Below are 24,407 nucleotides of genomic sequence, written 5' to 3'. Positions count from 1 at the left end.
CGCCGCGCGGAGGCAGCCGCGCTGCTGGACTGCGAGGTGTCGATCGGCCGAGTGCGCGCCGACCGGTGGGAGATCGTCCGCTCCACGCTGCCGCATCGCCTCGGAGCCGACCTGCGGCCCCAGTTGAACCACACCGGGGACAGGCTGCGGATCCGCGAGGCCTGGCGCATCCGCGCGCCTGGTGGCTGGCGAAGGTCGAGGGACCAGCACGGCTGCTGTCAGCCGGGGACACGCGCAGCTGAGCGGTCCGGTAGGCGAGCGCCGGTCAGCTCGGGAGTCCCTCGGCATCCCCGGCCGGGCAGGGCTCCGGCTGGGGTGCGAAGTTGGGCAGCACCCGAGTGGCGTCGTAGCGACGTTGCCAGACGGGTGTGGTCGAGCCGCTGGTGGCGGGCACGATGGCGGACCAGTCGGCGGGGCAGTCGCGCCCGTTCTTGTGCTCGCGTTCCTCGTGGCGTACGAACTGCTTGGTGGCGAAGTGGTGGTCGATGATGGACACCCCTGCCTGGTCGTAGGAGTGCAGCACGGCTGCGGTGAGTTCCAGCAGCGCACGGTCGCGCCACAGGGTTCGGTCCCGGCCGGTGTCCAGGCCCATCCCCCGGGCGACCTCGCGGAGTCTGTCGTAGCGGTTGGTGTCGGACAGGTTGCGGGCGCCGATCTCGGTGCAGGTGTACCAGGCGCTGAACGGTGCCAGGGGGTAGCGCAGGCCGCCCAGTTCAAGGACCTGGTTGGAGATCGTGGGAAAGGCGTGCCAGCGGAGGCCGAGCCGTTCGAACCACGGGTGGTCGGGGTGGCTGATGCGCACCTCGGGGACCGCGTCCGGCGGCAGTTCGAACCATCTGGGTTCGCGTCCCGGCCACTGGATGACCAGGGGCAGGACGTCGTACTCGGTGCCCCGGCCGCGCCAGCCGAGCCGAAGGACGGCCTCGGTGAGCTCCACCGTCTCGGGGTCGCCCACCACGGACCCGTCCTGCTGCCGGTAGCCCGCGTAGCGGATGAGCTGGCCGTTCCAGACCCGGGGTCCGGGCCGATCGGGCCTGCTCGGGGCGAAGACGCTCAGGAGCATGCGCACCCTGCCGCCGTTCCAGGCCAGCCGGAGATGCTCCACGAGAGCTTCGAACAGGGCGCTCTCGTCACCGCCGTCGGCCCCGACCTCGCGGCAGTCCCGGACCTCCAGCCCCTTCCAGTAGAACTTGCCGATGCACTGGGGGTTGTTCCGCCAGGCGATCCGGGCGCCCAGGAGGAGCTCCTGAGCGCTCTGCCGGTAGGTACCCGTCGCGGCCAGCTCGTCCCTGATCTCCCTGATCCGCTGCTCCGCAGCGTCGGCCGCGAGTTGGCGTGTCAGGTCATCGGCCTCGGCGGCCACGGGACCGGCGAGCGGGGAGGAGGGTGTGGACGGTGGTGCGTACAGACGTGAGGTCGTCACGATGAGCCCCCTGTCAACGGCGGGTGACGGGCAGCCAGTTAACCTGCACGAAACATCTGCCCGCCGTCGAACGCTACGCGGATCGGGTCACGGCGCGGATCCGAATGCCGCTCCTTTGACGGAGCCCATGCGCGCTCTTGTCGCCTCCGGTGCGGCCGCCACGAGGCAAGGCCCAGGAGGTGACAGAGGTGCGGTGGACAGGGGGGCGGGCCTCACAGCGAGAGCCGGTACGGCAGGATGCAGACCACGACGTCGGTGCGCGCCCGCAGCACGGTCGCGAGCAGGATGCCGCGCTGGTTCTGGAGGATCTGGTAGCGGCGGTGCCGGGGCTCGACCTCCGGGATCAGGACGGCGATCTGGCGCCCTCCCTCGGCCGCCCGCTGGACGTACTTGACGACGGGCTGGACCAGCGAGCGCTGCGGGCTGTCGATGATGTCCAGGCGCACCCCCGGGTTCCACTCGTCCCACTTCGCCCTCAGCGCCCGGGCGGTGTCGGGATCGGCGTGGACGGCGACGGCCACCACCTCGTCCCCCAGCGCGATCGCGGCGGTGAGCGCGTGCCTCGCCAGCCTGCTGACTTCCCCGAGCGGCACGATGACCAGGCTGGTCCGGCGCTCCGGCGGCTCGGGGATCCGCCCGAGGCCGAGTTCGAGCCCGACCGCGGTGTAGTACCGCTCGACCCGGGCGAACAGCCACATCAGCAGCGGCACCGCCAGTACGACGACCCAGGCACCGTCGAGGAACTTCGAGACGAGGAACACCAGAGCGGCCGCCGCGGTCATCACCGCCCCGATGCCGTTGATCAGAGCCCGGCGCAGCCAGCCCGGCGGCCGCTCCGTCCGCCAGTGCCGGACCAGGCCGACCTGGCTGATGGTGAATCCGATGAAGACCCCGATGGCGAACAGCGGGATCAGCCGCTGGGTGTCGGCGTCCACGGCGATCAGCAGCACCGCGGACAGCAGCGCGAGGGCCAGGACGCCCCACCGGTACACCGGGCGCTCCTTGCGCAGCCCGAACAGGTGCGGCAGGCGGTGGTCCCGCGCCAGCAGGCTCATCAGCACCGGCAGCCCGCCGAAGCTGGTGTTGGCGGCAAGGGCCAGGATGAGGGCAACGAGCACATTGGTCGCGGAGTACACCCACCCGTCGCCGTAGGCGCCGGCGGCGAGCTGGGCCAGCACCGTCACCCCGCCACGCGGGGCAACGTGGTCGCGGCGGATGAGGACCGCGAGGCCGACCAGCATCAGCCCGAGCAGGGCGCCGAGCATCAGTTCGGTGCGCTGAGCGCGTTTCACCCGCGGCTCACGGAAGGCCGGCACGCCGTTGGCGATCGCCTCCACACCGGTCAGCGCCGAGCAGCCGGCGGCGAAGGCCTTCAGGATCAGCAGCAGGCCGAGGGCCGCGGTCACCGGGACGGTCTGGGCGGTGCCGACCACCGCGGCCGGATGGGACCTGACCAGCCCGAGCACGATGATGCCGAGGATGGTCGCGATGAACAGCACCGTGGGCAGCATCATCACCCGGGCGCTCTCCGCGATGCCGCGCAGGTTCACCAGGGTGAGCACGGCCAGGAGGGCGAGGCAGACCTCCACCAGGTGCCCGCGCAGCGAAGGAAAGGCGGAGCCCAGGCTGGCGGCACCGGCCGCCAGGCTGACGGCGACGGTGAGCACGTAGTCCACCACGAGACTGGCCGCTGCCAGCAGACTGCTCCATCCGCCGAGGTCCTTCTTGGCCACCGCGTACGCGCCGCCGCCATCCGGGTGCACGGCGATCACCTGGCTGTAGGAGACCACCAGAACGGCGAGCAGCACGGTGATGGCGAGGGTGATCGGCAGCGCGGCGGTGAGGGCTCCCGTACCGGCCGCGATCAGGACCACCACGATCGCCTCGGGCCCGTACGCGACGGAGCTCAGCGCGTCGAGCGACAGCGCGGCCAGCCCCTCCACGCTGGTCAGGTGATACCTGCCGCCCTCCCCTGGCAGCAGACGTACCTTCGGCCGAAGCTCACGACGTGACAGGCCGTACGCCATGGGGAACCTCACGGGCTGTGGCAGGTGGACATCGAGGGCCAGTCTGCCCGCCATGGCGTCACTCGGCGCGTCGTGACATTCCGCGTGCGGTCCGGTCCGTCGCTCGCTGCCCCCAGGTGGCATTCACCCTGGCGAGTCAACAGATCGGCGAACGGTCAACCCATGGCCTGACAATTGCCGGACAAGCGTCTGATCGATCAGGGTGCAGACCCGCATGACCGACCTGGCCTTCCTCGGCGTCACCGTTCTCATGTTCGCCGTCCTCGCGCTGATCGCCAAGGGGGTCGAGAGACTGTGACCGGGCGGAAGGCTTCGATCTAGGGCTTACCGGGACTGGCAGTCAGTCGCGGGCGCGGAGGCTGGCTTCTTCGAGGTCGAGTTCGCGCTGGATCCGGCGCCGGGTGGCGTAACTGATCTTGTTTGCTTCGTAGAGGCGCTGGAGCTCGGCCGCCTCAATGGCGATGAGTGTCCGGCGGATCTCGCGGTAGGCGTCGGCAGGACGGGCGTCCGGGTCGTTGTAGTGGGCATCCTCGGCCTGGTGGATGCGCGCTTCCAGATGGCGACGGGCCTGTTTCAAGGCAGCCTCAGCGGCGGCACCCAGATCGGCGAGCTGATCCAGATCGCCGATCTGTTTGAGCTCTTCGAGAGCGGCGTGGGCAATGTGTCGGCGGGTCCGGGCCTCCTCGCGGGCGGTGTGCTCCGGTTCCAGAGCGATGCCGGAGCGGCGGACGACAGGAGCGAGGGTGAAACCCTGGAAGACAATAGTGAGCGCGATGGTCCCGGTGGTGAGCGTGAGGATGAGCGCCCGGTGCGGCAGCGGCGTCCCTGTGTGGGTGGCCAGGGGGATGGAGAGCGCGGCGGCCAGTGGCATGACGCCTCGGGTGCCTGCCCAGGACAAGACGGCCGGAGCGCGCCAGGAGAGGCGGCTGTCGCCCTCCTTGTGCCGGTACTGGATCAGGGCGGACAGCGGGAAGATCCACAGCAGGCGGATCGCGAGCACAGTGAAGGCGATCACCGGCACCCACAGCGGCCAGCCGTGCTCGTCGTGCGCGAGGTGACGGACGGCGGAGGGGAGCTCGAGGCCGATGAGGGCGAAGACGATGCTCTCCAGCAGGAAGGTCACGGTGTCGTAGACGGCGTGGATCTGGAGGCGGATGGGGGCGTTGCTGAGCTTGTGGCCGGCGCTGCCGAGGACGACCCCGGACACGATGACAGCGGTCACGCCGGAGGTGTGCGATTGCTCCGCGATGACGTACGAGGCGTACGGAGTGACCAATGCGATGACGGTCTCCAGTATCGGGTCCTCGGTCCGTCTGCGGATGAGGGTCACCACTGCGGCGACCGCCGCGCCGATGAGGGCTCCTCCGCCTGCAAGGATCAGGAACTGCTCGACGGTCCCGGGCACGGTGATGGCGCTGCCGGAAACCGCGGTGGCCACGGCGACCTTGTACAGGACCAGGGACGTGGCGTCGTTGAACAGGCTTTCCGCCTGCACCATGGCCTGCACGCGCGGTGGGAGAGACAGGCGCCGGCCGAGTGCGGTAACGGCCACGGGGTCGGTGCTGGCTAGGACGGAGCCGAGGATGAACGCGGTCGCGGCGGTGAGCGGGGTGATCGCTCGGGCGACGAACCCGACAGCGACGGCCGAGGCAAGGACCAGGCCGAAGACCAGGCCGGTCACGGGCCGCCACACGGTGCGCAGGTCGCGGACGGAGATTTCCCCGGCCGAGGCGAAGAGCAGTGGCGGCAGCACCAGCACGTTGATCACGTGAGGCGGCAGGCGGACCTCGGGAACCCAGGGCATCAGCCCAACGACCAGACCGGCAATTACGAGGAGCGAGGGAGCGGGCAGGCTCCAGCGCCGGGCACCGGTCGCCACGGCTGTGGCCAGGACCACGAGCAGCAGGATGACGATCAGGCCGGTCATGGAGCGTCCCCGGTGGGTTACGGTTTGTTACCCCCCTCTGGCCAGGTGCTTTATCAACGTAACCGACCTCGGGCGGTGTTGCAGCCGACGCGGAGCCGCGACCGTCCAGGGTGCGGCAGTCGTTGCGGCGGCGCACCTGGCCACGGTTCAGTCCCTCATGCAAAGCGCCGTGCCCCCGGCGGTGTTCCGGGGCCAGGGCCGGCCCGACCAGCGTCTTCACCGGCCCGTCCGCGCGGCGCACGGAGACCCCGAAGACACGCGCCAGACGGGCGCCTGCCCGGCCCGCCAGGGTGAGACCGACCGCGGTCAAGGCCGAACGCAGCCGCTCGGTCCTTCCCCTGCCGGACTGGGGCCAGGACCGCGTCGCGCACACCCTCGAGTCGCTCGCTCTCAAGTGACGCACCCCACCTACCGTGAGACGTGACCGCGGGAGGCTGGGGAGCGGATGCACGGGGTTCGGCTCGTTGTCCTGGGCAGGTCGTGGGGAGCCACTCGGCAGCGGAACGAGAGCCCGCCGGACCATCCGTCGAGAGCGGTCCGTGCCAGCCAGGTCGACGGGGACACCCACCGGCTCGTGGCCCAGCAGCATGCCTCAGCCAGGTAGCCGTGTCCGCTGCTCGGACGGCGTGATGCCCGTGAATTGCGCAGCCGCTCGGACCAACTGGTCAACAGGTGACGACGCCCCGGACGCAGGATCCGCTGATGAACGAGTGGCGCCTCGCTGCGGCAACGAGTCGTCGCGGCGAGTCCTTCAGCAGGTCGTCGGTCTTGACGTAAATTGCGGTGCCGAGGGAGTCCAACTCTGTCCTCACACAACAACGTTGGACTTCCTCCTCCCATGCACGCAGGCAATCTGCAGATCCGCGTCGCATTCTTCGCCATCGGCGGCCAGGCGTCGATGAGGTCGGGTGGTGAGTTCGGAAGCGAGGCGGCGTCTTCGGTGGCTTCCTGGCTGCTTGCTCCTGCACCTCACGCGACGCTCTCCGATTCGCAGGTCGGGGACAAAGTCAAGTGCGACAATCCAGACCAAGTTCATGGCGAGGCTGCGTAACGGTTTGCCAGTTCGGCCACGGTCTGGGCTATGGCCTGCCACAGCTCGGGCGGACCGAGTACCTCTGCCTCAACGCCGAGCCTGAGCACGTCGTTGGAGTTCGGCCACGCGATGGAGAGCCGTCTTGAAGGCGGCGTACTCCTGCTTGCCCAGTGCCTTCGCGTGGCGTTCCTCGATCGTGCGCATGATGGAGACGGCGGCCTCCATCTGGAGCAGCCCGCGTTCGGTGGGGTAGATCAGTTTGGCACGGCGGTCTGCGGGGTCGGGTTTGCGTTCGACGTAGCCCAGGCGTTCAAGGTCGTCTACGAGGGAGCCGATGACCTGCTTGTGCTGTCCGGAGGCCCGGGCGAGTTCGCTCGCACGGATGCCGTCGGCACGCAGGTAGGCGAGGACGGCGCCGGCGCGGGGCTGGATGTCGTCGAAGCCCTGCTCGGCGAGCGCGGTGAACAGCTCACGCTGAACGGAGAAGAGAACCTGGGCGGCGAGCACGCCGAGGTCTGGTTCCGCGGTCTGGTGCCCGGTCAACGCCTCTCCCGTCTCGGCAGTCGTCCGCCGCCGTGCTGTGCGACCGGCGATTTTAGTCGCCCGCCCGATGGGCTCGGACATCGCCACCCGGACCCGGGCGACCCGCCCCGACCGGTGCTTGTGCTCCGGGGGGCCGAGGTATAGCTTCAAAGCAGTCACTAAAATTGACTATCAAGTTTAGTGACCAATGAAGCTGTGGCTCAACCCCCGAAGGAGCGGAAGATGAGCGAGCGCAGCAAGTTCCTGGAGTCGATCACCCGGGAGAACGCCGCCGTGGTGCTGGTCGACCACCAGGTAGGCCTTCTGTCCGGCGTCCGGGACATCCCGGTCGGCGAGCTGAAGCACAACGTGGTGGCGCTGGCACGGGCGGCGACCGTGTTGGGCATCCCGCTGGTCGTCACCACCACCGCGGCCGACAGCATGTGGGGGCCGACCGCCCCCGAGCTGGTCGAGGCACTGCCGGCCGGGCAGAAGATCATCGACCGCAGCACGGTCAACGCCTGGCACGACGACCGGGTCCGCGAGACCATCGAGGCCACCGGCCGGCAGAAGCTGATCTTCGCCGGAGTGTCGCTCGAGGTGTGCGCGGCACTGCCAGCGATCTCCGCGACGGCCGCCGGGTACGACGCGTACGTCGCCGTGGACGCCTCCGGCACTTTCAGCCAGGCCAAGCGGGAGGCCGGACTGCTGCGCATGCAGCAGGCGGGCGTCATCGCCAGCGACTACGCCACCCTCATGGTCGAGGCCCTCGCCGACAACGCCGCCCCCGAGTCCGGCGCCCTCTACGCCGCCCTCGACATGCCGTTCGCCGTCCTGGTCGGCCAGATCTCCGCGGCCTGCCAGGCCTAGGTCGGCTAGGAGCCTGGTCACGACGGCATTCACCCCGCGGGCCGCCGCGAGACTCCGACCGTACATCGAGAGCCTGCTCAACGACTCGGTCCGTGCAGAGGTAGTGGCCGTTGACGGAGAGGCACGGGCGGGTCACATACGGCGGCCCGTCGAAGGTCGGGTCCGTCCAGCCGCCGCCGTTGTACACCGCATTGATCCAGGACTGCCAGGTTTTTCCGCCATCGGACGACTGGTCCATGTAGACAGCCCAGGACGAGCCGTACCCGGAGCCCTGCGCCTGGGCGTACTCGTGATAGTCGTCTCCGAGTGCGGTGGCCGGCCCGACCGACCCGACGGGGGGATCGGACACCAGCTGGCAGTAGTACACGCCTATCTGGTCACAGTTGTTGTAGGCGGGGGCACTGTGGCCGCGTGCGCCGTTCCGGACACTCCAGCCATGACAGCGGTTGCCATGACACCTGCTGCCAGCGCTGACTTGATCCTGTGTTTCACGAGTTCCCTCTCCTCGGGTGCGAATCCGTCTCCGTACGCCGGACCGGCCGACCGCAGTGGGGCCCCTGGATGCCATGACCAGGGCGTCCAGGAGCCAGTCAGGCCGTGCAACCCGCACGACGGCGTGACGAGAATCCGGCACTGCCGGCCCATCAGGGGCCTGGATCACCAGGACGTCACCGAACGCGGGCGCAGCTGCGCAAGCTCAGAAACTGTGCGAGCACGTGCCCGGGATTGCGGCGAAGGTGGACTGGCCGTTCGTGTAGTCGTGCTCGTCCGTGTAGGACGCGCAGGTGTCGTCACTGCTGCCGTTTGTCCAGGTGGTGTACAAGGAGGCGCTTGCCCTCCAGCTGTCCTCGCCGCCGTAGTAGATGTAGACGGCTGGCGAATAGGCGTCAGGGCTGCCGGAAGATCCCTGCTGGGGGCCGGGGAATTCCGCCCAGACTCCCCCGTACAGGCCGACGGTGATCCACGCCCCGGTGGTGCCGGGGTGGGCCTGCGTGCGGTACCCGTAGCTCCACTGCCAGTGGGCACGGGCCTGGTGGCAGCCGTTGTACTGCTGCTCGACCTCGCCGACGTACTCCCCGTTCATCCAGATCCCGGCCGAGGTGCCCACCTTGTACCAACTGCAGGCGTTGGGCTGGGCGGCAGCGTGAGCGGGCACGGCGGCGACGGCGAAGCTGGACGCGGCTACGCACAGCGCAACTGCGGTGGCGCGCAGACGAGTAGATACGGACACGTTTGCCTTCCCCCCGGTTGGCGAATCGCTTCGGCCTGTTGAGCAGCATGGCAGGCGCGCCTGACCGTCGGAAGTAGTTCGACAGGCCCATTGTTGCCATCAACTCGGCCTTGTTTCAGCCTAGTTCATCAGGTATGACAACGCGGGGCGCAGCGTCCGGTTTCGCCGTCGGGCGACGCAGCGGATGCGCGTGGACCAGGAGGGCGGCGAGGTTGATGAGCGCAGGTCCCCTTGGCCCGGTCGACGGCCGCCCGGCACGCCCCGGTCCCCATCGCCTCCAACCGCGACGCCGGCTGACCGGCCGCACGACGCGTCTGCCTCGCACACTCCCTCGGGAGGGCCGGGGCGATTCACGGGGCTGCTCATGGCGGATGTGCTGGTGCGGGTGCCCGGCGGCCGCGGATGAACGTCCACGGCAAAAATCGGCGGGGACGGCGCCCGGTGCCTGCGAACGCGGGGTCAGCCGCGCAGGTGGCAGCTGTACGCGAAGTGGCCTGGGCCGCACGCGTTGAGGCTGTTCCGCACCTGGGCGCCCGCGCTCTACGATCGGAGTATGGGCGAGACACGCGACCCGGAGGCTCCCTGGGGCAGGTGTCCACGCTGCGCACGGCCACTCCAGCGGGATGAGCTTCCGCTCCAGTCGTGGCCCGGAAACCTCTCGATGCAGGGGCCGCCGGCCTGCCGGCTCTGCACACCGGACGAGATCGAGCAGTATCTCAGGGAGTGGGGCGAACCGGAGGAATGAGATTCGCGGGACGGTCCGGACCGTACGGCTCGGAGCGCGATATGCCGACGAGGATTCTGCTCGAGGGACGCCCCGGCGTGGGCAAGACGACCGCCGTCCGCAGGCTGGCCGCGCTGCTGGGGAGACTCCCCCGGACTTCGTCCGAGGGCACCCTCACGGTCACCGGGTTCACCACGGAGGAGATCCGGCACGGCGGCTCGCGAGTCGGTTTCGCACTGGAGACACTGTCGGGGCGGCGGGCCGTACTCTCTCACGTCGACTTCCCTGGGCCGCCGCAGGTCGGGCGGTACGGCGTGGATCTGGGCGTCATGGAACGGCTGGCACTGCCGTCGCTGAAGCCCGCTTCTCCGAGTCCGGCGACCGGACCACTCGTGCTCATCGACGAGCTCGGACAGATGGAACTGGCCTGCCCCGCCTTCCGGGACGCGGTCCGGTCCCTGTTCGAGTCCGACGTCGACATCGTCGCCACGGTCCACGTCCGTGGCCACCCGCTCACCGACGCCCTCAAGCAACGTGCCGACATCGAGGTCATCCACATCACCCGGGCGAACCGGGACGTCCTGCCCGAGGAGCTGTCCGCACGCCTGGAGCGCCGCCGATCCCGCCCAGGAAGCCGCAACATATGACGGGACGTCGGACCGTCGCGCCCCCGAATCCGATCAGGCCGAGGCCAGAAGGTGAGAATCTGCCTGGTCCTGTTCTTCGCGCTCAGCGTGTCTCATGAGACATCCGGTGTGAGGCGAGAGCCCGGCTCTCCCCGCTCGTGCGCCACCACGTCAACATGCTCGGCCGGTACTCCTTCCAACTGCCGGAGTTACCCGGTGGCGTTGACGTCGATGTGCAGTCGGAGCTTCCCGGTCCGCGGGTCGCTTCAACGACACACATGAGCTAACGATCAGATGATCCGAAGGAAACGGCCTAGCCGCAAGGCGACCGCTGGAGGGTGGTGGCTGAAGGCGCGCCGCGCACGCCGTGTCGCAATCAGTAGTTGATCACGCACTCTAAGCTATTGGTCGAGGCGGCAAGGTGCAGCCTTTGGTGCTGGAGAGGTGTGTACAGGATGCGGCGTATGGCGAAGGCCCTCGGCGTGTGCGCGGCGGCCGCGACGATCGCGCTGACGATCCCGAATTCCGCCTACGCGGCCCACGGGTTCCTGATCATCGACGGCGTCGCCCACCGGAATCCGAGCGGCTGCTATCCGCTGGGGGACTTCGTGCCGTCCGTGGTGACCAACCAGACGGACGCGGTCGCCGAAGTCTGGTCCGGCCCCGACTGCAAAGGACAGGTCGACTGGCTGGTGTACCCCGGTGAGACGTACCGCCCGAACGGAAGTCGGAGCGTCTTCGTCCTCTGAACGATGGGCCCGCCCCCGCCGGCACCACTTCGCGGCGTGGGCGGGGGCCGGCCCGGTGTGGCCTTCAGGGATGATCGCGTTCTCGGGACAGACGGCGCCGACGGGATTGGTGTGGTCGGCGGTGCAGTTGTTGAGCATGCCGAACCGGATGTGGATCCTGGTCGTTCGCAGGAGAGTGTCAGCGGTGCGGGCGTCCCCGTTGCGGGCCTTGACGTGGCGTTGATCTGGTCGAAGGCGTCCTTGACGCGTTCGGCGCCGGGCCCGAATCCGATCCGGGACGGTGAGGGTGGAGCCCGGCTGGAGCTGGGCCTCGGGGAGCGGAAGCCGGTTCTTGTGCTGGTCGCCGAGGTGCCACCCCTTGAGGTTGACGGGCTCGGACGAGGCGTCGACGAGTGCGATGGCCTCGGGCGCGGGGCAAGCGAGTTGACCGTCGCGGCCACGATCCGCACCGGTTCTCGACGGGGGTGGACGGTGCCGCCGTCGATGTCCTTGGTGATATTCGATCTGCTTACTGATCCCGCACCCGCTGCAGACCGGGGATCGCCGCTGGTGGCCGGGCACCAGCGCCGCGCCGTCGGCTGGTCGCCGCGACCACGGACAGGCGTGATTGCCCGATCTGGGCCGTCAACGGTCGGCCCGTGCTGCGTCAGGTCTGCTCTCGCGGGCCACTGTCCTTCGAGGCAGCGCGTCATCCGACGTTGTGGGGGCGGAACTGGATGCTGATGCGGGGGCCCGCACCTCGGGCGGTCTTTGGAATGGCGTGATCCCAGGTACGTTGGCAACTGCCGCCCATGACGACGAGATCGCCGTGGCCCAGAGGCAGGCGTACGTGGGGCGCGTCGCCGTAGCGGGGGCGGAGGAGGAGAGGTCGGGGCTCACCGATGGAGAGGATGGCGACCATCGTGTCGTGGGAGCTGCCGCGCCCCAGGCGGTCGCCGTGCCAGGCGACGCTGTCTCGGCCGTCGCGATAGAGGCAGAGCCCGGCGGTGGTGAAGGGCTCGCCGAGCTCCTCGGCGTAGTGGGCACCGAGTGCTTCGCGGGCCGCAGCGAGGACAGGGTGCGGAAGCGGCTCGTCCTCGCGGTAGAACGCCAGCAGCCGAGGGACGCTGACCACGTTGTCGTACATCTTGCGACGCTCGGCACGCCACGGGACGTGCTCCGCCAAGTCTTCGAACAGCGCGTCCGAGCCGGTCAGCCAGCCCGGCAGCAGGTCGATCCAGGCTCCATCGGACAACTCGGTGCGCCGCAGCGCGGCCAAGCTCCGGAGCCGCAACGGGGAGGCCTCAGCAGAATCGAACAGCGACATCTGAAGGTGAACACTCACAGGCCCAGGCTACGCCATTTTCGAACACATGAGCGGATCATCGTTCGCTCGACAGCGCCGGGGGCCAGCCGTCGCTGTGACTGAACGCGATAGTTGTCACTTGGGCGCGCTATCTGTCACCGCCCTGGAAGCGACCGACTTCCCTGCACTGAGCCGTGTGTCCTGTCGCATCGCAGCTGGCGGATTCTCACTCGATCTCATCCGAGCTGTCGGATTCTCACCGCGTCGCGCTCCGAGTGGCGAGCATTGCCTCGTTCGGGGGGTTTGATCTCAGTTCGTCGGCCTCGTTCTCACGGCACCTGGCACGGTCACTCTCGGCGTGTACGTGAGGACCCGGAGGTACCGATGAGCCTCGATGCTGTCGTACCTGGCTTGGCCTCCGGCAGCTGTTGATCGGGCCAACCGGATGGGTGTGACAGGGCCACCTTCTTTGTGCCGCTTGCCCCTACGTTGGTGGCCATGCACACGAACCGGCCGAGTGAGCTCCTGCGGGCCCGGCGCGCACTGGTGCGTCCCGAGGACCACGAGATGCCTGCGGGGGCGCGCCGTACTCCCGGTCTGCGACGCGAGGAGATCACAGTCCTCGCCAGGGTGAGCACCGACTACTCTCCTCGCTGCATAGCTGCCCCTTCCGCCTGCGCGAACTCTTCAAGCAGCATCTCGACCTGGCGTGTCATCTCCCATAGCCGGGCTGCCACTCGGGGCAGCACCAACAGAATGGTCCCGGCGGGCAGTCCAGGAGCCACGATTCTGCATAACTGGCTCGAACAGAGCCCCTGGCGGCTTGTCCGCGATCTCCCACAGGAGGTCGGCGAACTGCTCAGTGCAATGCGATCGATTCGGCCTGGGTCGAAACGAACCGGCAGGTGTAGAAGTAGAAGCCACTGGCCGACCGAGTCCCGGTCCGAGCCATCGTCTCGGACCGGGTAGTCGCGGCCAGGCTCGCCGACTACGCGGCGCGGAACCCGAAGGTCACGTTCGACTTCCTCTACGTGCCCTGAGGATCAGCGGTTCTTGAACTCCTCGATGGCCGCCCGGACCGCCTCCCGCATCGCGTCGCTTCCGACGTGCCCGGAGTCATCGAAGATGTGGAGCCGCGCGTCCGGCCACGCCTTCGCCAGTTCCCACGCCGTCTGTACCGGGCCGCCCATGTCGTGCCGGCCGTGGACAAGCACCGCCGGGATCCCGGCCAGCTTGTGGGCGTTGCGCAGCAGTTGGTCCTCCTCCAGCCACGCGCCGTTGCTGAAGAAGTGGGCGCAGATCCGTACGAACGCGATCCGTGCGTCGACCTCGCGATCGCTGTACATGCCGGGCAGGCCGTTGGGCTCGTTCGAGATGACCGCGTCCTCCCAGGCGAGCCAGTCGGCGGCGGCCTTCTCCCGGATCGCCCGGTCAGGGTTCTCCATCAGCCGCGCGTAGGCCGCGAGCAGGTCGCCGTCCCGCTCGTCCTCGGGGACGCCGTCGCGGAACCGGTCCCACGCTTCGGGGTAGAACCGCCCGGCGCCCCGGTAGAGCCAGTCGATCTCGGTACGGCGGGTCGTCGTCACCGCCTGAATGACGATCTCGCTGACCCGCTCGGGGTGCTGCTGCGCATAGGCCAGGATGAGCGTCGAGCCCCAGGAGGCGCCGTCCAGCAACCACCGCTCGATGCCGAGGTGTTCGCGCAGCCGCTCCATGTCGTCGATCAGGTGCTGCGTGGTGTTCAGACTCATGTCCGCCGCCGGGTCACTGGCGTGCGGGGTGCTGCGACCGCAGTTGCGCTGGTCGAACCGGATGACGCGGTAGCGCTCGGGGTCCCAGGCCCTCGTCGGCCGCTGCGGCGCGCCCGCCCCCGGGCCGCCGTGGACGTACAGGACGGGCTTGCCTTCAGGGTTGCCGAGCTGTTCGTAGTAGACGCGGTTGCCGTCTCCGGTGTCGAGAATTCCATGGTCGTAGGGACTTGTCGGAGGGTAGAGATCAACCATAACCGTCGATCCTACGGGAGTGATCGTGGTTGAGCTCCGTGATTTTTTTCCCAACCTGCCGCATGGACATGGGCGTTGAGCCGAGAGACTGGGCGAAGCCCCTGGTAGGTGGTTTTTCGACCAGGCGGACCCGTGCTCACCAGAGGCTCCGTGTGCTTGTCTATTCGTCCGGGCTGGATGTGTCCGGCTCTGCCCTGCGCTTCCTCTCTGCTCGCCTGCGGGAGCACCACCGCGCTCTGGGTACCCGCTGGCGACGGCTGAACGGGCCGTCAAGCCCTGCTCACCCTCGCCCACCTGTGCAATGGACACCCCGGACACGGTGCCGACTCCCGCTTCGACGAGCGGGGAGCACGGCGGCGCCACCGCCCTCGCGGAGCGAGGCGGGGCGGTGGCGCCGACAGGCCGAGATCATTCAGTCCGGCGATGGACACCCGACCCCGAGTCACGCCCGAGCCATGCGTCGGATCGCCCCGGACGAGACCCGGAATCCTTGGATCCGCTGAGCGCAAGGGCAGAGCGCCGGGCCGCCGACCTCAGCGGCGGGTCGTGGATCGGATCAGGCGCACTTCATGTCGAGGTTGACCAGCGAGATGCCGCTGACCTTGTCGCCGTCCACGGTGAACTCGTACTGCCAGCCCTGCCTGCCCTCGACCGGCATCCCGTACCGGCCGTCCTTGGCGAGTTCGAGGCCCCGGGTGCCGTACGCCTTCTTGAGCTCGTCCACCGTCGAACCGGCGCCGACGCCCTCGGCCGTACGGGCGCCGGCCGGGCCGACCAGCTCGCGCAGTCCGGCCACGCCGAACGACACGCGCCCCGAAGCCAGGAACGCCTTGTCCCGCGCCTCACGCAGTGTCATCACCTCGACCTGGGCCTGGGTCGCCTCCGCGATCAGCCTGGTGTCGGCCGCCACCTTGCCGGCCGACCCTGCCGCACGCTCGGCGAACTCCGCCGCCTCCTTCGCCGAGGCGTTCGGCGGGAGGGTTTCCGGCGTGCCGGGCTTCTCGACCGCGTCCGCCTTGGCGTTCAGGTCCTTCAATCTGGTCTCGGCCGTCGCCTCGGCGGCCATCCGGGTGGAGTCCGGCGCGGGGCCGCCCTTGTACGAGAAGTCCGTGCAACCGTCCAGCAGCGACACCGGAGCCGCCTCCAGCGCGCCGCTCGCCAGCGCAGCGTCCTTCACCATCCCCGGCGTCAGCCCGCGGTAGCCGGCGGGCCCGAACACCTCCGGGGCCTTGGAGCCGGCCGCTGCCGTCGTCCCCGCGTCGGCGCTCCCGCCGGCGGAGGAGCACGCCGCCGCGCCCGTGACGACCAGTGCCGCCGCCAGTCCGACGCCGGCCATGCGCCTGGCACGTCCGCCCTCGGGCTTCGCTCCGAGTATCTTCCTCAAAGTCAATCTCCTTTGTTCGCACGCCACCCTAACAATTCGTTCACCAAGCCTTTGCACGAGCCCATGTCACGGCGCACAGCACTCCTGGCCGGGAGGGAAGTTGCGCGCGGGCACTGCAAGCGCTCCGGCGCGACCGACGGCTCCCACAACGGTGTACGGGCCGCCCACCGAAGGGGCGGGCGGCCCGGGAACGGCGGTGACGGTGTATCAGGTGGCGCGGCGGGCCATAAGTATGCGAGAGCGGGTAAGGGCCTGGCGCCGCCGCAAGGAAACGTTCGACAACGGTCACAGCGACCGTATCGCCAACGGATTGGATGCTGACTATCTGTCAACTCGGTTCATTTGTAGGACCATTGTTGTGATCAATGGATTCCCGGGCTGGCTCTCGGCGGCGGAAGCGGGCCGTGTCCCGCCACGGTCGTGCGGCCGTGTCCCGGCCCGCAGTGGGCGGTGAGAGTGCCATGCCCGAGGAAATCGACAAGGTCGGCAGCGTCAGCCGGCAGCGGTACGAGCAGATCGTGGCTGAGCCGCGTGAAGTGGTGGGGCACCCGTCGCAAGGTCAGTTCGTGGTCGCGGAGCGCGCGTTGGCGATCGGGCCGATGCGTGAGGTCGGCGGCAGGGTAGCGAGCCGCAACACCGCCGACAGCGGAAGCGGGTCGATGCTGGTCCGACCGGTGGGGATGACTGCCACCGGTATTCTGCACGACGTGATCAACTCATACGCGAGCCTTGACGATGCCGGGGTTGCGATAGCTGCGGCACGTGCCGGCGCGGACGTGGTGCGCAACATGTACGGCCAGCGGCTCACCCGCATCGACAAGGGCGCCGGGGACTTCGCCACCGCCGCCGATGTCGAGGCCGAGGGGACGATCCTCGGCGTCATCCGTTCCGCTCGACCCGATGATGCGGTGCTCGGCGAGGAGGGCGGGCAGCAGGGTGTCGCCGAGGCTGTGCGCCAGTGGTTGGTGGATCCCTTGTGCGGCACACTGAACTACGCCGTCGGCAACATGCTGGTGGCCGTCAACGTGGCGCTGCGCGACGGGGCGGCGGCGGTGGCCGACCCGTTCAGCGGGGAGGTCTTCTTCACTGACGGTGAGACCGCGTGGGTGCGCCATGACGGGACCGATGTGCAGCTGGTGCCTACTTCCGCCACCCAGCTGGTGGACGTCAACCTGGATCCGCCGTTCCCGAGCACGCCTGGCTTCCGGGCCGTGGACCTGCTGGCCCACCCCGGGTTCGTCGAACGGTTCCGGCCGCGAGTCGTGTCCACGACGCTGGCGTTGGCCTGGGTCGCCGCCGGCAAGCGCGCCGCGTACGTCACCGATGGCGGTGACCTGTCCGGGAGTGTGCATTTCGCCGCCGGCATCGCTCTGTGCCAGGCCGCCGGCTGTGTAGTCACCGGGATCGACGGCGCCCCGATCGGGCAGGCCGGCCGCGGCCTTGTCGTGGCCGCCGACGCCGAAACCCATGGGCTGCTGATGTCGATGATCCGCAGCCGAAGCTAGAACTACCCCTGAACGGCCATTCCCGCATCGGCCTCAACGGGGCCGGTGCTCCGTGGGGTGGGGAACCAGAGTGAGCAGCTGCGGCCCACCCCTGAGCGGAGAGTGGAGAAATTCAAGGAGCGCCATCAAGTTCGCGGGCATTCGCCCGTGAACGGTGTCGCGGGTGGCGCCATCACCACGGCGCCCGCCCGGTCAGGACTCAGACGTGGGCGATCAGGGCATACCGCTCGTCGTGCACCGGACCGCCCCACAGGTCCACGTGCCCGCTGAGCGGCTCGATTCGAAGATCGGCGACGAGCGGCCGCAAAACGACGGCCAGGTCGTCCGCGCTGACTCCGCCGTTCCACGGCAGCAGCTCGGCCCCGGCGACATACGGTGCGCCACTCTGCCCGGACTCACGCCACCTGCCCTCGACCAGCACCAGGCGGCCGCCGGGGCGAAGCCTCGTCGGCCACTCCCGCAGCGCGGCCTCGGGGTTCGGAAGCGTCCACGCCAAGTGCCGCGACAGCACCACGTCGAACCTCTCCTCGACGGTCGGCGGCACGGCCGCGTCGCCGAACAGGCGGAACGTGTGCTCGATGTCGAACCTGTGCAGGAAGAACTGCCAGCAGCGGGGGTGGCGCCGGTGCCCGACCAGCAGAGCCGGACCGGCTTGTTGACGCCGCCGCTGGGCAGCTTCTCGACCGACAGGCGGATGACGGTGCCCTCGATGATCGGCAGTTCGTCAGCCTGATCCAGGGCTCCGCGCCGGGTGAGCCTCGGGTGGAGTCGGTCCCAGGCCCGCGCCGTGGCCCTGCCGTAGAGCCGGGTGTCTGTGAGCGTCACCGCCTGCTCCTCGCCCCAGGTCTCGCTCCGGCCGAAGACGAGCGCCCCGTACAGAGCAGCGTGTCCGCACCGGTGCTCGGGTGAGAGCGACAGGTCCACCGGCGTCTTGACCGGGCCGTCCGTGCACAGCAGCGCGTCTGCCAGCTCGAACAGGGCGTCCTGGCGCCCGCTCAGGCAGTCGTAGAAGTCCGCCCGGAAGCGTGACAGTTTCGCGAACGCCTCCTGTCGGCCGGCTTTCCGCACCGCACTCATCACCACGACCTTCACGTCGATTCCCATACCTCGTAACCGAGTTCAGGATCACGTGAAGGCCGTTGCTGTCCCGTCTCACGAGGTCCTGCCGTTGTCTCACCGGATCTTGGTGGATTCGCTGCTTGTCTCGGGTGACGTTGTCGGTCAGGGGTACCTCGGGGGCCCTTCGTCTCAGGTGATGTTGTCGCTCAGTTCGGTTTGTCTAGGCTGGTCTTGTCTCTGAGTTCGTCTCGTCCCACGTGGTTTCCTTCGCCGGGCCGGTCTGCTGCTGTTCTGCTCGGTGGCAGCTCTGCTGTTGCGGTTCCTCCAGCACGCGCGGCTCGTCGGGCCGGAGGCGGACAGCACCGGCGGGCTGCGCCGCTTGTTGCAGGGCGCGAGCGGGTCGACGTCTTCCACGCGGGGTGTCCACGGCGCGGGAGGGCCGGTTCGGTGGCTCGGGTCGGCCGTTAAGGTGATCTGATCAATCGTTGAAGAAAGGCCACGTAGCTCACGGTGACCGAGTCACGCCCCCACACCCTGTTTTCCTTCGGCACGCTGATGGACGAGCGGGTCCAGACCGCTCTGTTCGGTCAAGCCGTGCCTAGTTCTTCGGCGTCGCTGGTCGGCTATACGACCAGGCCCCTGCCGATCACCGACCAGTCCGTGATCGCCGCCAGTGGCCTCGACGTGCACCTGACCCTGGAGCGCAAGCTCGGCGCCGTGGTCGAGGGCGCCGTCCTGCGCCTCACCGACCAGGACCTCGCCGCAGCCGATGCCTACGAAGTCGACGACTACGCCCGCCGGCGGGTGCTCCTCTCCTCCGGGGAGAGCGCTTGGGCCTACCTGGATGCGAAACCGCTGCGCTCGGCAGCGCGCATCGTGATCGTGGGCGACAGCATCGCCTACGGTCGCTGTGATCCGCATGGAGGATGGGCAGCTCACCTGGCGGCCGCTCACATCGCCGGTAACGAGGCTGAACACCGGGTCTTCAACCTGGCCATCCCCGGCAGCACCCTGATCGATGTCAGCGAGCAGACACCCACGCTGCTGGCTCCTCGCCGACCCGACACCGTCCTCGTCGCCGCCGGTATCAACGACTCCGCCCTGCCGGTCGTTGTCCCACAGACTCATTGCGACGGGCTGGCGCATATCGCGGACAGTCTCGGCTCGCTGTCCGCCACGGCCCTGAGTCACAATGCGCGACTCGTTGTCGCGGGACCGACATGGGTCGATGAAGAACGCACCCGCGACTACGAGGGCCTGCGATTCACCCAGGCACGAGCGCTAGCCCTGCGCGAGTCCATGCGGGCCTGGTGCGAGGAGAACCACGTCGACTATCTCGACATGTGGGAGCCGCTGCGTGAGAACACCGAACTGCTCACCGACGGCCTGCACCCAACCCCCGAAGGGCACCAGGCACTCCATCGGCACCTCAACGCCCTCAGTCGCTGAGCCTGACAACGGGGCAGGCCTTTGAGATTGAGGCTCCTTCACACAGCGCGCGGGTCTGCCACCGGGAAGTAGTCCAACGACGCCGATGAGCGACAACATGTAGTGAGACAGCGGCCCTCGTCCACGCCTGGGTGGCAGCGTCTCTTGAGACAGCGTGAGTGCGCTGTCTCAAGAGACGCTGCATCATGCCTGGTCAACGTGGTGTTCATCGGCATGATCCAATGAGACCGGACAGCTCCGCCGTCCCCGGAACACCCATACGAGTGCTCTGACCGAGAAGGTTCACCGGGTCGTTGCGACGGCTGGGTGTCCGTAGCTTGGAACTTGCTCTTGTCAGTTCGAAGCTGCGCCTCGGCCTGTTAGCGCCCTCGTCCAGGGTCGCCGGTATGACCGAGCCCTCCCATTTGGCCGCCGTCCGGTAGTCGCACGACAGCGTCGCGGCCGACTACGCCAGACGCGTCGTAACCCGGATCGAGATCGGCACTCGCCTTCCCACGTTCCGTGCAGAAGCCGCAGACCGGACTCGCGCCGCCTCCGTGCCGGACATCGCCCGGCCAATAGACGGGAACCCGCCAGGCTCATCCCTGCGCCATTTGACCGCCCCGGTTTTGATGTCGTCTTCTTGTTTCGACACGTCGTCAGCGGTTCGCTCTCGCTCGCCTTCCCGGTCCCCACCTGACGCATCACGTGCGCCTTTCCTCAACGCTCACCACGACGGTCTTCAGCCAACGCAGCTTGACGTGGTTTGACACCCCCACCGGAGGACGCCGAAGGGCCATCAACCTTCATCTTCTACACAGCACCGCCTCAAGTGGGGTCTGCCTGCACAAACCTCACCTTCTGCGCTCGTGGCGCACTTAAACGGCGAGTTGAGGGGGTGGAGACCGGGTCCGGCGCCATGCGCGCGCCTCGTGAGCAGGCCCTCTTACGTCGGGTCTCCCCGGTGGGCCGCCGCCGGTGGCGTGCGCCGCGTCGACCAGGAGGTGGCGCACAGGCCCAGAGCGGCCGTGGCAGCCGGCAGGGCGATGCAGGCCAGAGCGGCCAGGACGGGATTGATCCAGGCGGGGACGAGTTCGACGCCATGGCACACCAGGCTCACCGGCAGCGATCCGTAGGAGTCGGGGAACTGCCGGTACCCCGTGAACGCCATGCAGGACTTGTCCGGGTACAGCCCCGGCGAGTAGACGAGCCAGGCATAGGCGAAGACCGCCGCGGCGCCCGCGAGGGACCATGCGCTCAAGAGGGCCAGGGGCTTCACCGCGCCGGGCACCGCTCGTCTCCCACACTCCCCCAACCGGACGCGTACCCGCACGGCGAGCACCATCACCCCCCACGCGGCCAGGGGCATCAGCAGGACGAGCATCCCGTACCAAGTCATGCGCCATCGTCGCACGCACGCCGACTCGAAGATCACCTGGCGATTCGACGAGCCCCGCGACGCCCTGTCGCAAGGGCGTCACCGGCCGGGACGGTGTGCGGCACGCGGCAACGCCCGCCGGGCAAGCCCGCGTTGCCGAAGGGGCGGGGTCGGCGGCAGCTGCTGCCCTCGACCCCGCCCCGGGCGCTGATCAGGCGGAAAGCTGGGCAGCCAGCGCCTTGGCCTTCGCGGCGGCCTCCTCGTGGGCCTTTTCGCGGGAGGCGTCCGACTTGCCGATCAGGTCGGCCATCGCCGGGACGGAGCGGGCCCTGGTCAGCTCGGGCACGATGAGGTCGACCTTGAGGCCGAGCAGCCCGCCAAGGACCTTCTCCAGGTAGTTGGTCGCGAACTCGAAGCCCTCACGCGGGGTGCCCGGCGCATAGGAGCCACCGCGGCTGGCGACGACGGTGACGGGCTTGCCCGCGACGGAGGAGTTCTCGCCTCCGGTGCGGCCCATGATGATCACCTGGTCGAGCCACGCCTTGAGGCTGGAGGGGATCGTCAGGTTGTACATCGGGGCACCGATGAGCACCGCGTCCGCGTTCTCCAGCTCCTCGGCCAGCTCGGTGCGCAGGGCCAGGGCGGCGTTCTGCTCCTCCGTACGGTCGGCCGGGTCGGTGAACGGGGCGCTGACACCCGCAGCGGTAAGGTGCGGCAGCGGCTCGGCGGCGAGATCGCGGTAGACGACCTTGCCCTCGGGGTGCTGCTCCTCCCATGCCTTGCGGAAGGTGGCCGTGACGTCGCGTGAGGCGGAGCCCTGAGGGAGGGCGGAGGAGTCGAGGTGCAGCAGGGTGGCCATGGCAAGCTCCGGGCGAGTGGGGAAATTTCTTACGTAGCTATTAATAACACAGGAGCTTACTTTTTTGCAGCTACATACGGGAAGGCTACCCTGGGGACATGGCGAACCACAGCGAGCAGACGTGCAGGACCGTCGACGAAGGCGTGACGCGCGTCTTCCAGCTCTTCGGCAAGCGCTGGACCGGCCTGATCGTCGCCACCCTGATTCCAGGGCCCGCCTACTTCGCCGACCTGCGGCGGGCCATCCCGGGGATCAGCGAGCGCATGCTGTCGGACCGGCTCACCGAGCTCGGCACTGCAGGTCTGCTCCTGCGAGAGGTGGACGCCGGCCCCCCGCTTCGGGTCGCCTACCGGTTGACCGAGGCGGGCAAGGCGCTGGAGCCCGCACTGATGGAGCTGGGGCGCTGGGCGGCGGAGCATCTGCGTAACAACGGGCCCTGCCAGGGCGAGTTATGAGCAGCGTCCGCGCGAGGCCGCCGAGCCGGCGTGGCCCATCCGGAAGACCTGGAGAAGTACAGTCCAGGCGCCGCCACAGGGCCCTGCTCGCGGACCCCGACCGCGAAGTCTGCGGCCGGACCGAACTGTAGAGCGCAGCAGCGTCCGGCGAGCAGACCGGCGTGACCACAGGGGCGGGGCTGCTGTCTTCCACCGGCCGAATGGGATCGGGCACGGATTCGGTGAAGTCGATCGTGCTTCCGCATGCTGGTGACGCTCCAGGCGTACCGGGACGAGGGCGGTGCCGTCCAAGTCCCCGCCGATACCGGTGCGGTCGATGCCCGCCGCCCTGCACAGGTCGGTCCAGGTGGTCGGCGCCGGCTCCGACCGGCCGACGCGCCACCGGCAGACGCGCCACCGGCAGACCGTTGTGACCGGCCCTGCGGCGGCGTGTCATGGCGTCAGAGCGGAGGCGTGAACGGGTGGATCGACCCGAACACCGCCCACAGGCCGAGTTCGCCCGCCAGGCGGGCGGTCGCCTCGGCCTCCTCGCGCAGAACGTCCCACGCAGACCTGCTCCAGTCCGCGGGAGCGGGTTCGCCGGTCGTTCCCGTCGCCATCACGTGCTTGCCCGGGTAGACGATCTCGCCTTCCGGGAACTGCACCAGCCTCGCTCCGGCCCCGGCAGCCCGGCGCATCAAGGACCGGATCTCCTCCCCCGCCGCCCGCACCGCCGTACGGTCGGTCGGATCCTCGGGCACCGTGCTCTGCGCAACCGCCAACCGCAATGTCCTGGCCACGCCCGGACCTTACCGGTTCCGGGGGCAGTCCTGCCGGATGTGTCGTCCAACTCCCGTGCCCAGAAGGAGCTTTGTGAGCTCTCGTCCGATTTCGTTCTGGGGCGGTGTCGGGGTGGTGGCTACGTGCCGGTCTTCGGGCTGGGCAGGATGAACAGTCCGGGTGCGGGCTCGGTCAGGATGCCTCGGCCGACGAGGCGCTTGAGCTTGGCTCGTATGCCTTCGACCTGCTTCGGTTCCAGACCGGTGTCGAGAGCCCGGCAGAACTCCTTGGCGCGAAGGCCGTTCTCGGCGTGCTCGAAAACGGCCGGTGTCTCCGTTCGCCGCACAGAAACCCCAGACATACGCTGGTCCTACCGAGGGCGGCCATGCGGCCGCCGACCAGACCAGTTTGCTGCCGATGGCTTCCTGGCCATCGCATGAGCCGGCCGTGCGGCCCGCTTCCGTGACAGCCGTGATTCAGGCCGGCACTTGCTGCTGTTTTCTGTGCGACCAGGGAGTCGCAATGAAAAATCCTACTCGGGTACACCATCGCGCCATGGCCATCGTCGCAGTGGCGCTGATGACCGGAGGGACGATACTGGCACCGGCTGCTACCGCGACCGTCTCCAACTCGGCAGGGCTCCCCGCCGAGATCAGCGCCGCCGAGCAGCAGGCCATCCTCTCCGAGACCAACAGCGTGCGCCAACAGGCCGGTCAGTCGGCTTTGACCTGGGACAGCGCACTTGCCGCCGAGGCCCAGTCCTGGGCTGATGACCCGGCATCCACTTCGGGCGGCCAGCTGCACCACGCCGCGATAAGCAACGCCGCTGAGAACATGTCGGGCTATCCGCCGAACCAGGCCACGGGGCAGTGGGCCAGCGAGAAGAGCGTCTACGACGCCGATCCCAACCATGACCCCTTCGCCAACCAGGCCGGATACTACCGCTGGGGCCACTACTACAACATGATCAACGGCAGTTACCACAGAATGGGATGCGGTGCGAAGAGCGGCGTTCCCATCTCCGGCGCCGGGTGGGTCACGGTGTGCCGGTACGGGAGCTGACTCACCCGGCATCCCCAATGCCGTTTGAGAGTTGACTGACGTCGGTTACTGCGGTTGTTCAGAGGGCGTTGTGCGGGTGCACGGGCGGCTCGCGCCGG

19 protein-coding genes and 4 pseudogenes are annotated in these 24,407 nt (G+C 68.7%); 9 read left to right on the top strand and 14 right to left on the bottom strand.

Annotated features, from left to right (window positions below):
• Positions 1-265: 265 nt before the first annotated feature.
• The 4 genes from P3T39_RS27890 to P3T39_RS27875 form a co-directional block, all read right to left on the bottom strand.
• The gene (locus P3T39_RS27890; RefSeq protein WP_280701788.1) at positions 266-1,423 is read right to left on the bottom strand and encodes a nitric oxide synthase oxygenase; all 1,158 of its coding nucleotides are present in this window, start codon (positions 1,421-1,423) and stop codon (positions 266-268) included.
• A 212-nt stretch (positions 1,424-1,635) separates the two neighbouring features.
• Positions 1,636-3,504, bottom strand: a complete 1,869-nt coding sequence (locus tag P3T39_RS27885; protein ID WP_348534393.1) for an APC family permease — start codon at positions 3,502-3,504, stop codon at positions 1,636-1,638.
• A 286-nt stretch (positions 3,505-3,790) separates the two neighbouring features.
• Positions 3,791-5,377: a Na+/H+ antiporter gene (locus tag P3T39_RS27880; RefSeq protein WP_280701786.1), complete on the bottom strand. Its 1,587-nt coding sequence runs from the start codon at positions 5,375-5,377 to the stop codon at positions 3,791-3,793.
• A 1,120-nt stretch (positions 5,378-6,497) separates the two neighbouring features.
• Entirely contained in the window at positions 6,498-6,953 is a 456-nt protein-coding gene (locus P3T39_RS27875) for a MarR family transcriptional regulator (protein WP_280701785.1), read from the bottom strand.
• Positions 6,954-7,175: 222 nt separating this feature from the next.
• On the opposite strand from P3T39_RS27875, the gene P3T39_RS27870 reads away from it, so the two are divergent.
• Complete coding sequence (locus P3T39_RS27870; RefSeq protein ID WP_280701782.1) at positions 7,176-7,802, top strand: isochorismatase family protein; 627 nt, start codon at positions 7,176-7,178, stop codon at positions 7,800-7,802.
• A 697-nt stretch (positions 7,803-8,499) separates the two neighbouring features.
• On the opposite strand, the gene P3T39_RS27865 is transcribed toward P3T39_RS27870, so the two are convergent.
• On the bottom strand, positions 8,500-9,033 hold the full coding sequence (locus P3T39_RS27865; RefSeq protein WP_280701779.1) for a hypothetical protein: 534 nt from the start codon (positions 9,031-9,033) through the stop codon (positions 8,500-8,502).
• Positions 9,034-9,774: 741 nt separating this feature from the next.
• Between P3T39_RS27865 and P3T39_RS27860 the strand changes: the two genes are divergently transcribed.
• A complete protein-coding gene (locus tag P3T39_RS27860; RefSeq protein ID WP_348534392.1) occupies positions 9,775-10,404 on the top strand; it encodes a nucleoside-triphosphatase in 630 nt (209 codons plus the stop codon).
• 443 nt (positions 10,405-10,847) lie between these two features.
• On the top strand, positions 10,848-11,132 hold the full coding sequence (locus P3T39_RS27855) for a hypothetical protein (protein WP_280701776.1): 285 nt from the start codon (positions 10,848-10,850) through the stop codon (positions 11,130-11,132).
• A gap of 688 nt (positions 11,133-11,820) precedes the next feature.
• Here P3T39_RS27855 and P3T39_RS27850 read toward each other — a convergent pair.
• Entirely contained in the window at positions 11,821-12,456 is a 636-nt protein-coding gene (locus P3T39_RS27850) for an alpha-ketoglutarate-dependent dioxygenase AlkB (RefSeq protein ID WP_280701775.1), read from the bottom strand.
• Between the two features lie 459 nt (positions 12,457-12,915).
• Between P3T39_RS27850 and P3T39_RS27845 the strand changes: the two are divergent.
• A pseudogene (locus P3T39_RS27845) lies at positions 12,916-13,062 on the top strand (XRE family transcriptional regulator); the annotation flags it as partial.
• A gap of 398 nt (positions 13,063-13,460) precedes the next feature.
• On the opposite strand, the gene pip reads toward P3T39_RS27845, so the two are convergent.
• The gene (gene pip, locus P3T39_RS27840; protein ID WP_280701773.1) at positions 13,461-14,420 is read right to left on the bottom strand and encodes a prolyl aminopeptidase; all 960 of its coding nucleotides are present in this window, start codon (positions 14,418-14,420) and stop codon (positions 13,461-13,463) included.
• Positions 14,421-14,572: 152 nt separating this feature from the next.
• Between pip and P3T39_RS27835 the strand changes: the two are divergent.
• A pseudogene (locus P3T39_RS27835) lies at positions 14,573-14,729 on the top strand (IS5/IS1182 family transposase); the annotation flags it as partial.
• A gap of 247 nt (positions 14,730-14,976) precedes the next feature.
• Here P3T39_RS27835 and P3T39_RS27830 read toward each other — a convergent pair.
• A complete protein-coding gene (locus P3T39_RS27830) occupies positions 14,977-15,804 on the bottom strand; it encodes a hypothetical protein (protein WP_280701771.1) in 828 nt (275 codons plus the stop codon).
• A gap of 707 nt (positions 15,805-16,511) precedes the next feature.
• Here P3T39_RS27830 and P3T39_RS27825 point away from each other — a divergent pair.
• A complete protein-coding gene (locus tag P3T39_RS27825) occupies positions 16,512-17,309 on the top strand; it encodes an inositol monophosphatase family protein (protein WP_280701837.1) in 798 nt (265 codons plus the stop codon).
• Positions 17,310-17,508: 199 nt separating this feature from the next.
• Here P3T39_RS27825 and P3T39_RS27820 read toward each other — a convergent pair.
• Together P3T39_RS27820 and P3T39_RS37630 are read right to left on the bottom strand one after the other, a co-directional pair.
• Positions 17,509-17,877: pseudogene (locus P3T39_RS27820) on the bottom strand (methyltransferase domain-containing protein); the annotation flags it as partial.
• Positions 17,869-18,386, bottom strand: a pseudogene (locus P3T39_RS37630) (transposase); the annotation flags it as partial. The pseudogenes P3T39_RS37630 and P3T39_RS27820, both read right to left, overlap by 9 nt.
• A 492-nt stretch (positions 18,387-18,878) precedes the next feature.
• On the opposite strand from P3T39_RS37630, the gene P3T39_RS27810 reads away from it, so the two are divergent.
• On the top strand, positions 18,879-19,817 hold the full coding sequence (locus P3T39_RS27810) for a GDSL-type esterase/lipase family protein (RefSeq protein WP_280701767.1): 939 nt from the start codon (positions 18,879-18,881) through the stop codon (positions 19,815-19,817).
• Positions 19,818-20,742: 925 nt separating this feature from the next.
• Here the strand turns inward: P3T39_RS27810 and P3T39_RS27805 are convergent.
• On the bottom strand, positions 20,743-21,195 hold the full coding sequence (locus P3T39_RS27805) for a hypothetical protein (protein ID WP_280701765.1): 453 nt from the start codon (positions 21,193-21,195) through the stop codon (positions 20,743-20,745).
• A 190-nt stretch (positions 21,196-21,385) separates the two neighbouring features.
• Positions 21,386-22,033 (bottom strand): NAD(P)H-dependent oxidoreductase, encoded by a 648-nt coding sequence (locus P3T39_RS27800; RefSeq protein WP_280701764.1) that lies wholly within the window; start codon positions 22,031-22,033, stop codon positions 21,386-21,388.
• Between the two features lie 98 nt (positions 22,034-22,131).
• Here P3T39_RS27800 and P3T39_RS27795 point away from each other — a divergent pair, with 98 nt between their 5' ends.
• Positions 22,132-22,488: a helix-turn-helix domain-containing protein gene (locus tag P3T39_RS27795; RefSeq protein ID WP_280701763.1), complete on the top strand. Its 357-nt coding sequence runs from the start codon at positions 22,132-22,134 to the stop codon at positions 22,486-22,488.
• A 440-nt stretch (positions 22,489-22,928) separates the two neighbouring features.
• On the opposite strand, the gene P3T39_RS27790 is transcribed toward P3T39_RS27795, so the two are convergent.
• Together P3T39_RS27790 and P3T39_RS27785 are read right to left on the bottom strand one after the other, a co-directional pair.
• Complete coding sequence (locus P3T39_RS27790) at positions 22,929-23,267, bottom strand: hypothetical protein (RefSeq protein WP_280701761.1); 339 nt, start codon at positions 23,265-23,267, stop codon at positions 22,929-22,931.
• Between the two features lie 119 nt (positions 23,268-23,386).
• Positions 23,387-23,608: a hypothetical protein gene (locus tag P3T39_RS27785; RefSeq protein ID WP_280701759.1), complete on the bottom strand. Its 222-nt coding sequence runs from the start codon at positions 23,606-23,608 to the stop codon at positions 23,387-23,389.
• Positions 23,609-23,802: 194 nt separating this feature from the next.
• On the opposite strand from P3T39_RS27785, the gene P3T39_RS27780 reads away from it, so the two are divergent.
• Positions 23,803-24,309: a CAP domain-containing protein gene (locus tag P3T39_RS27780; RefSeq protein WP_280701757.1), complete on the top strand. Its 507-nt coding sequence runs from the start codon at positions 23,803-23,805 to the stop codon at positions 24,307-24,309.
• Positions 24,310-24,407: the final 98 nt, after the last annotated feature.

The organism is Kitasatospora sp. GP82 (assembly GCF_029892105.1).
Lineage (GTDB): Bacteria > Actinomycetota > Actinomycetes > Streptomycetales > Streptomycetaceae > Kitasatospora.
Note: the sequence above shows the minus strand (reverse complement) of the source record. Positions and strands in the feature narration are given on the sequence as shown.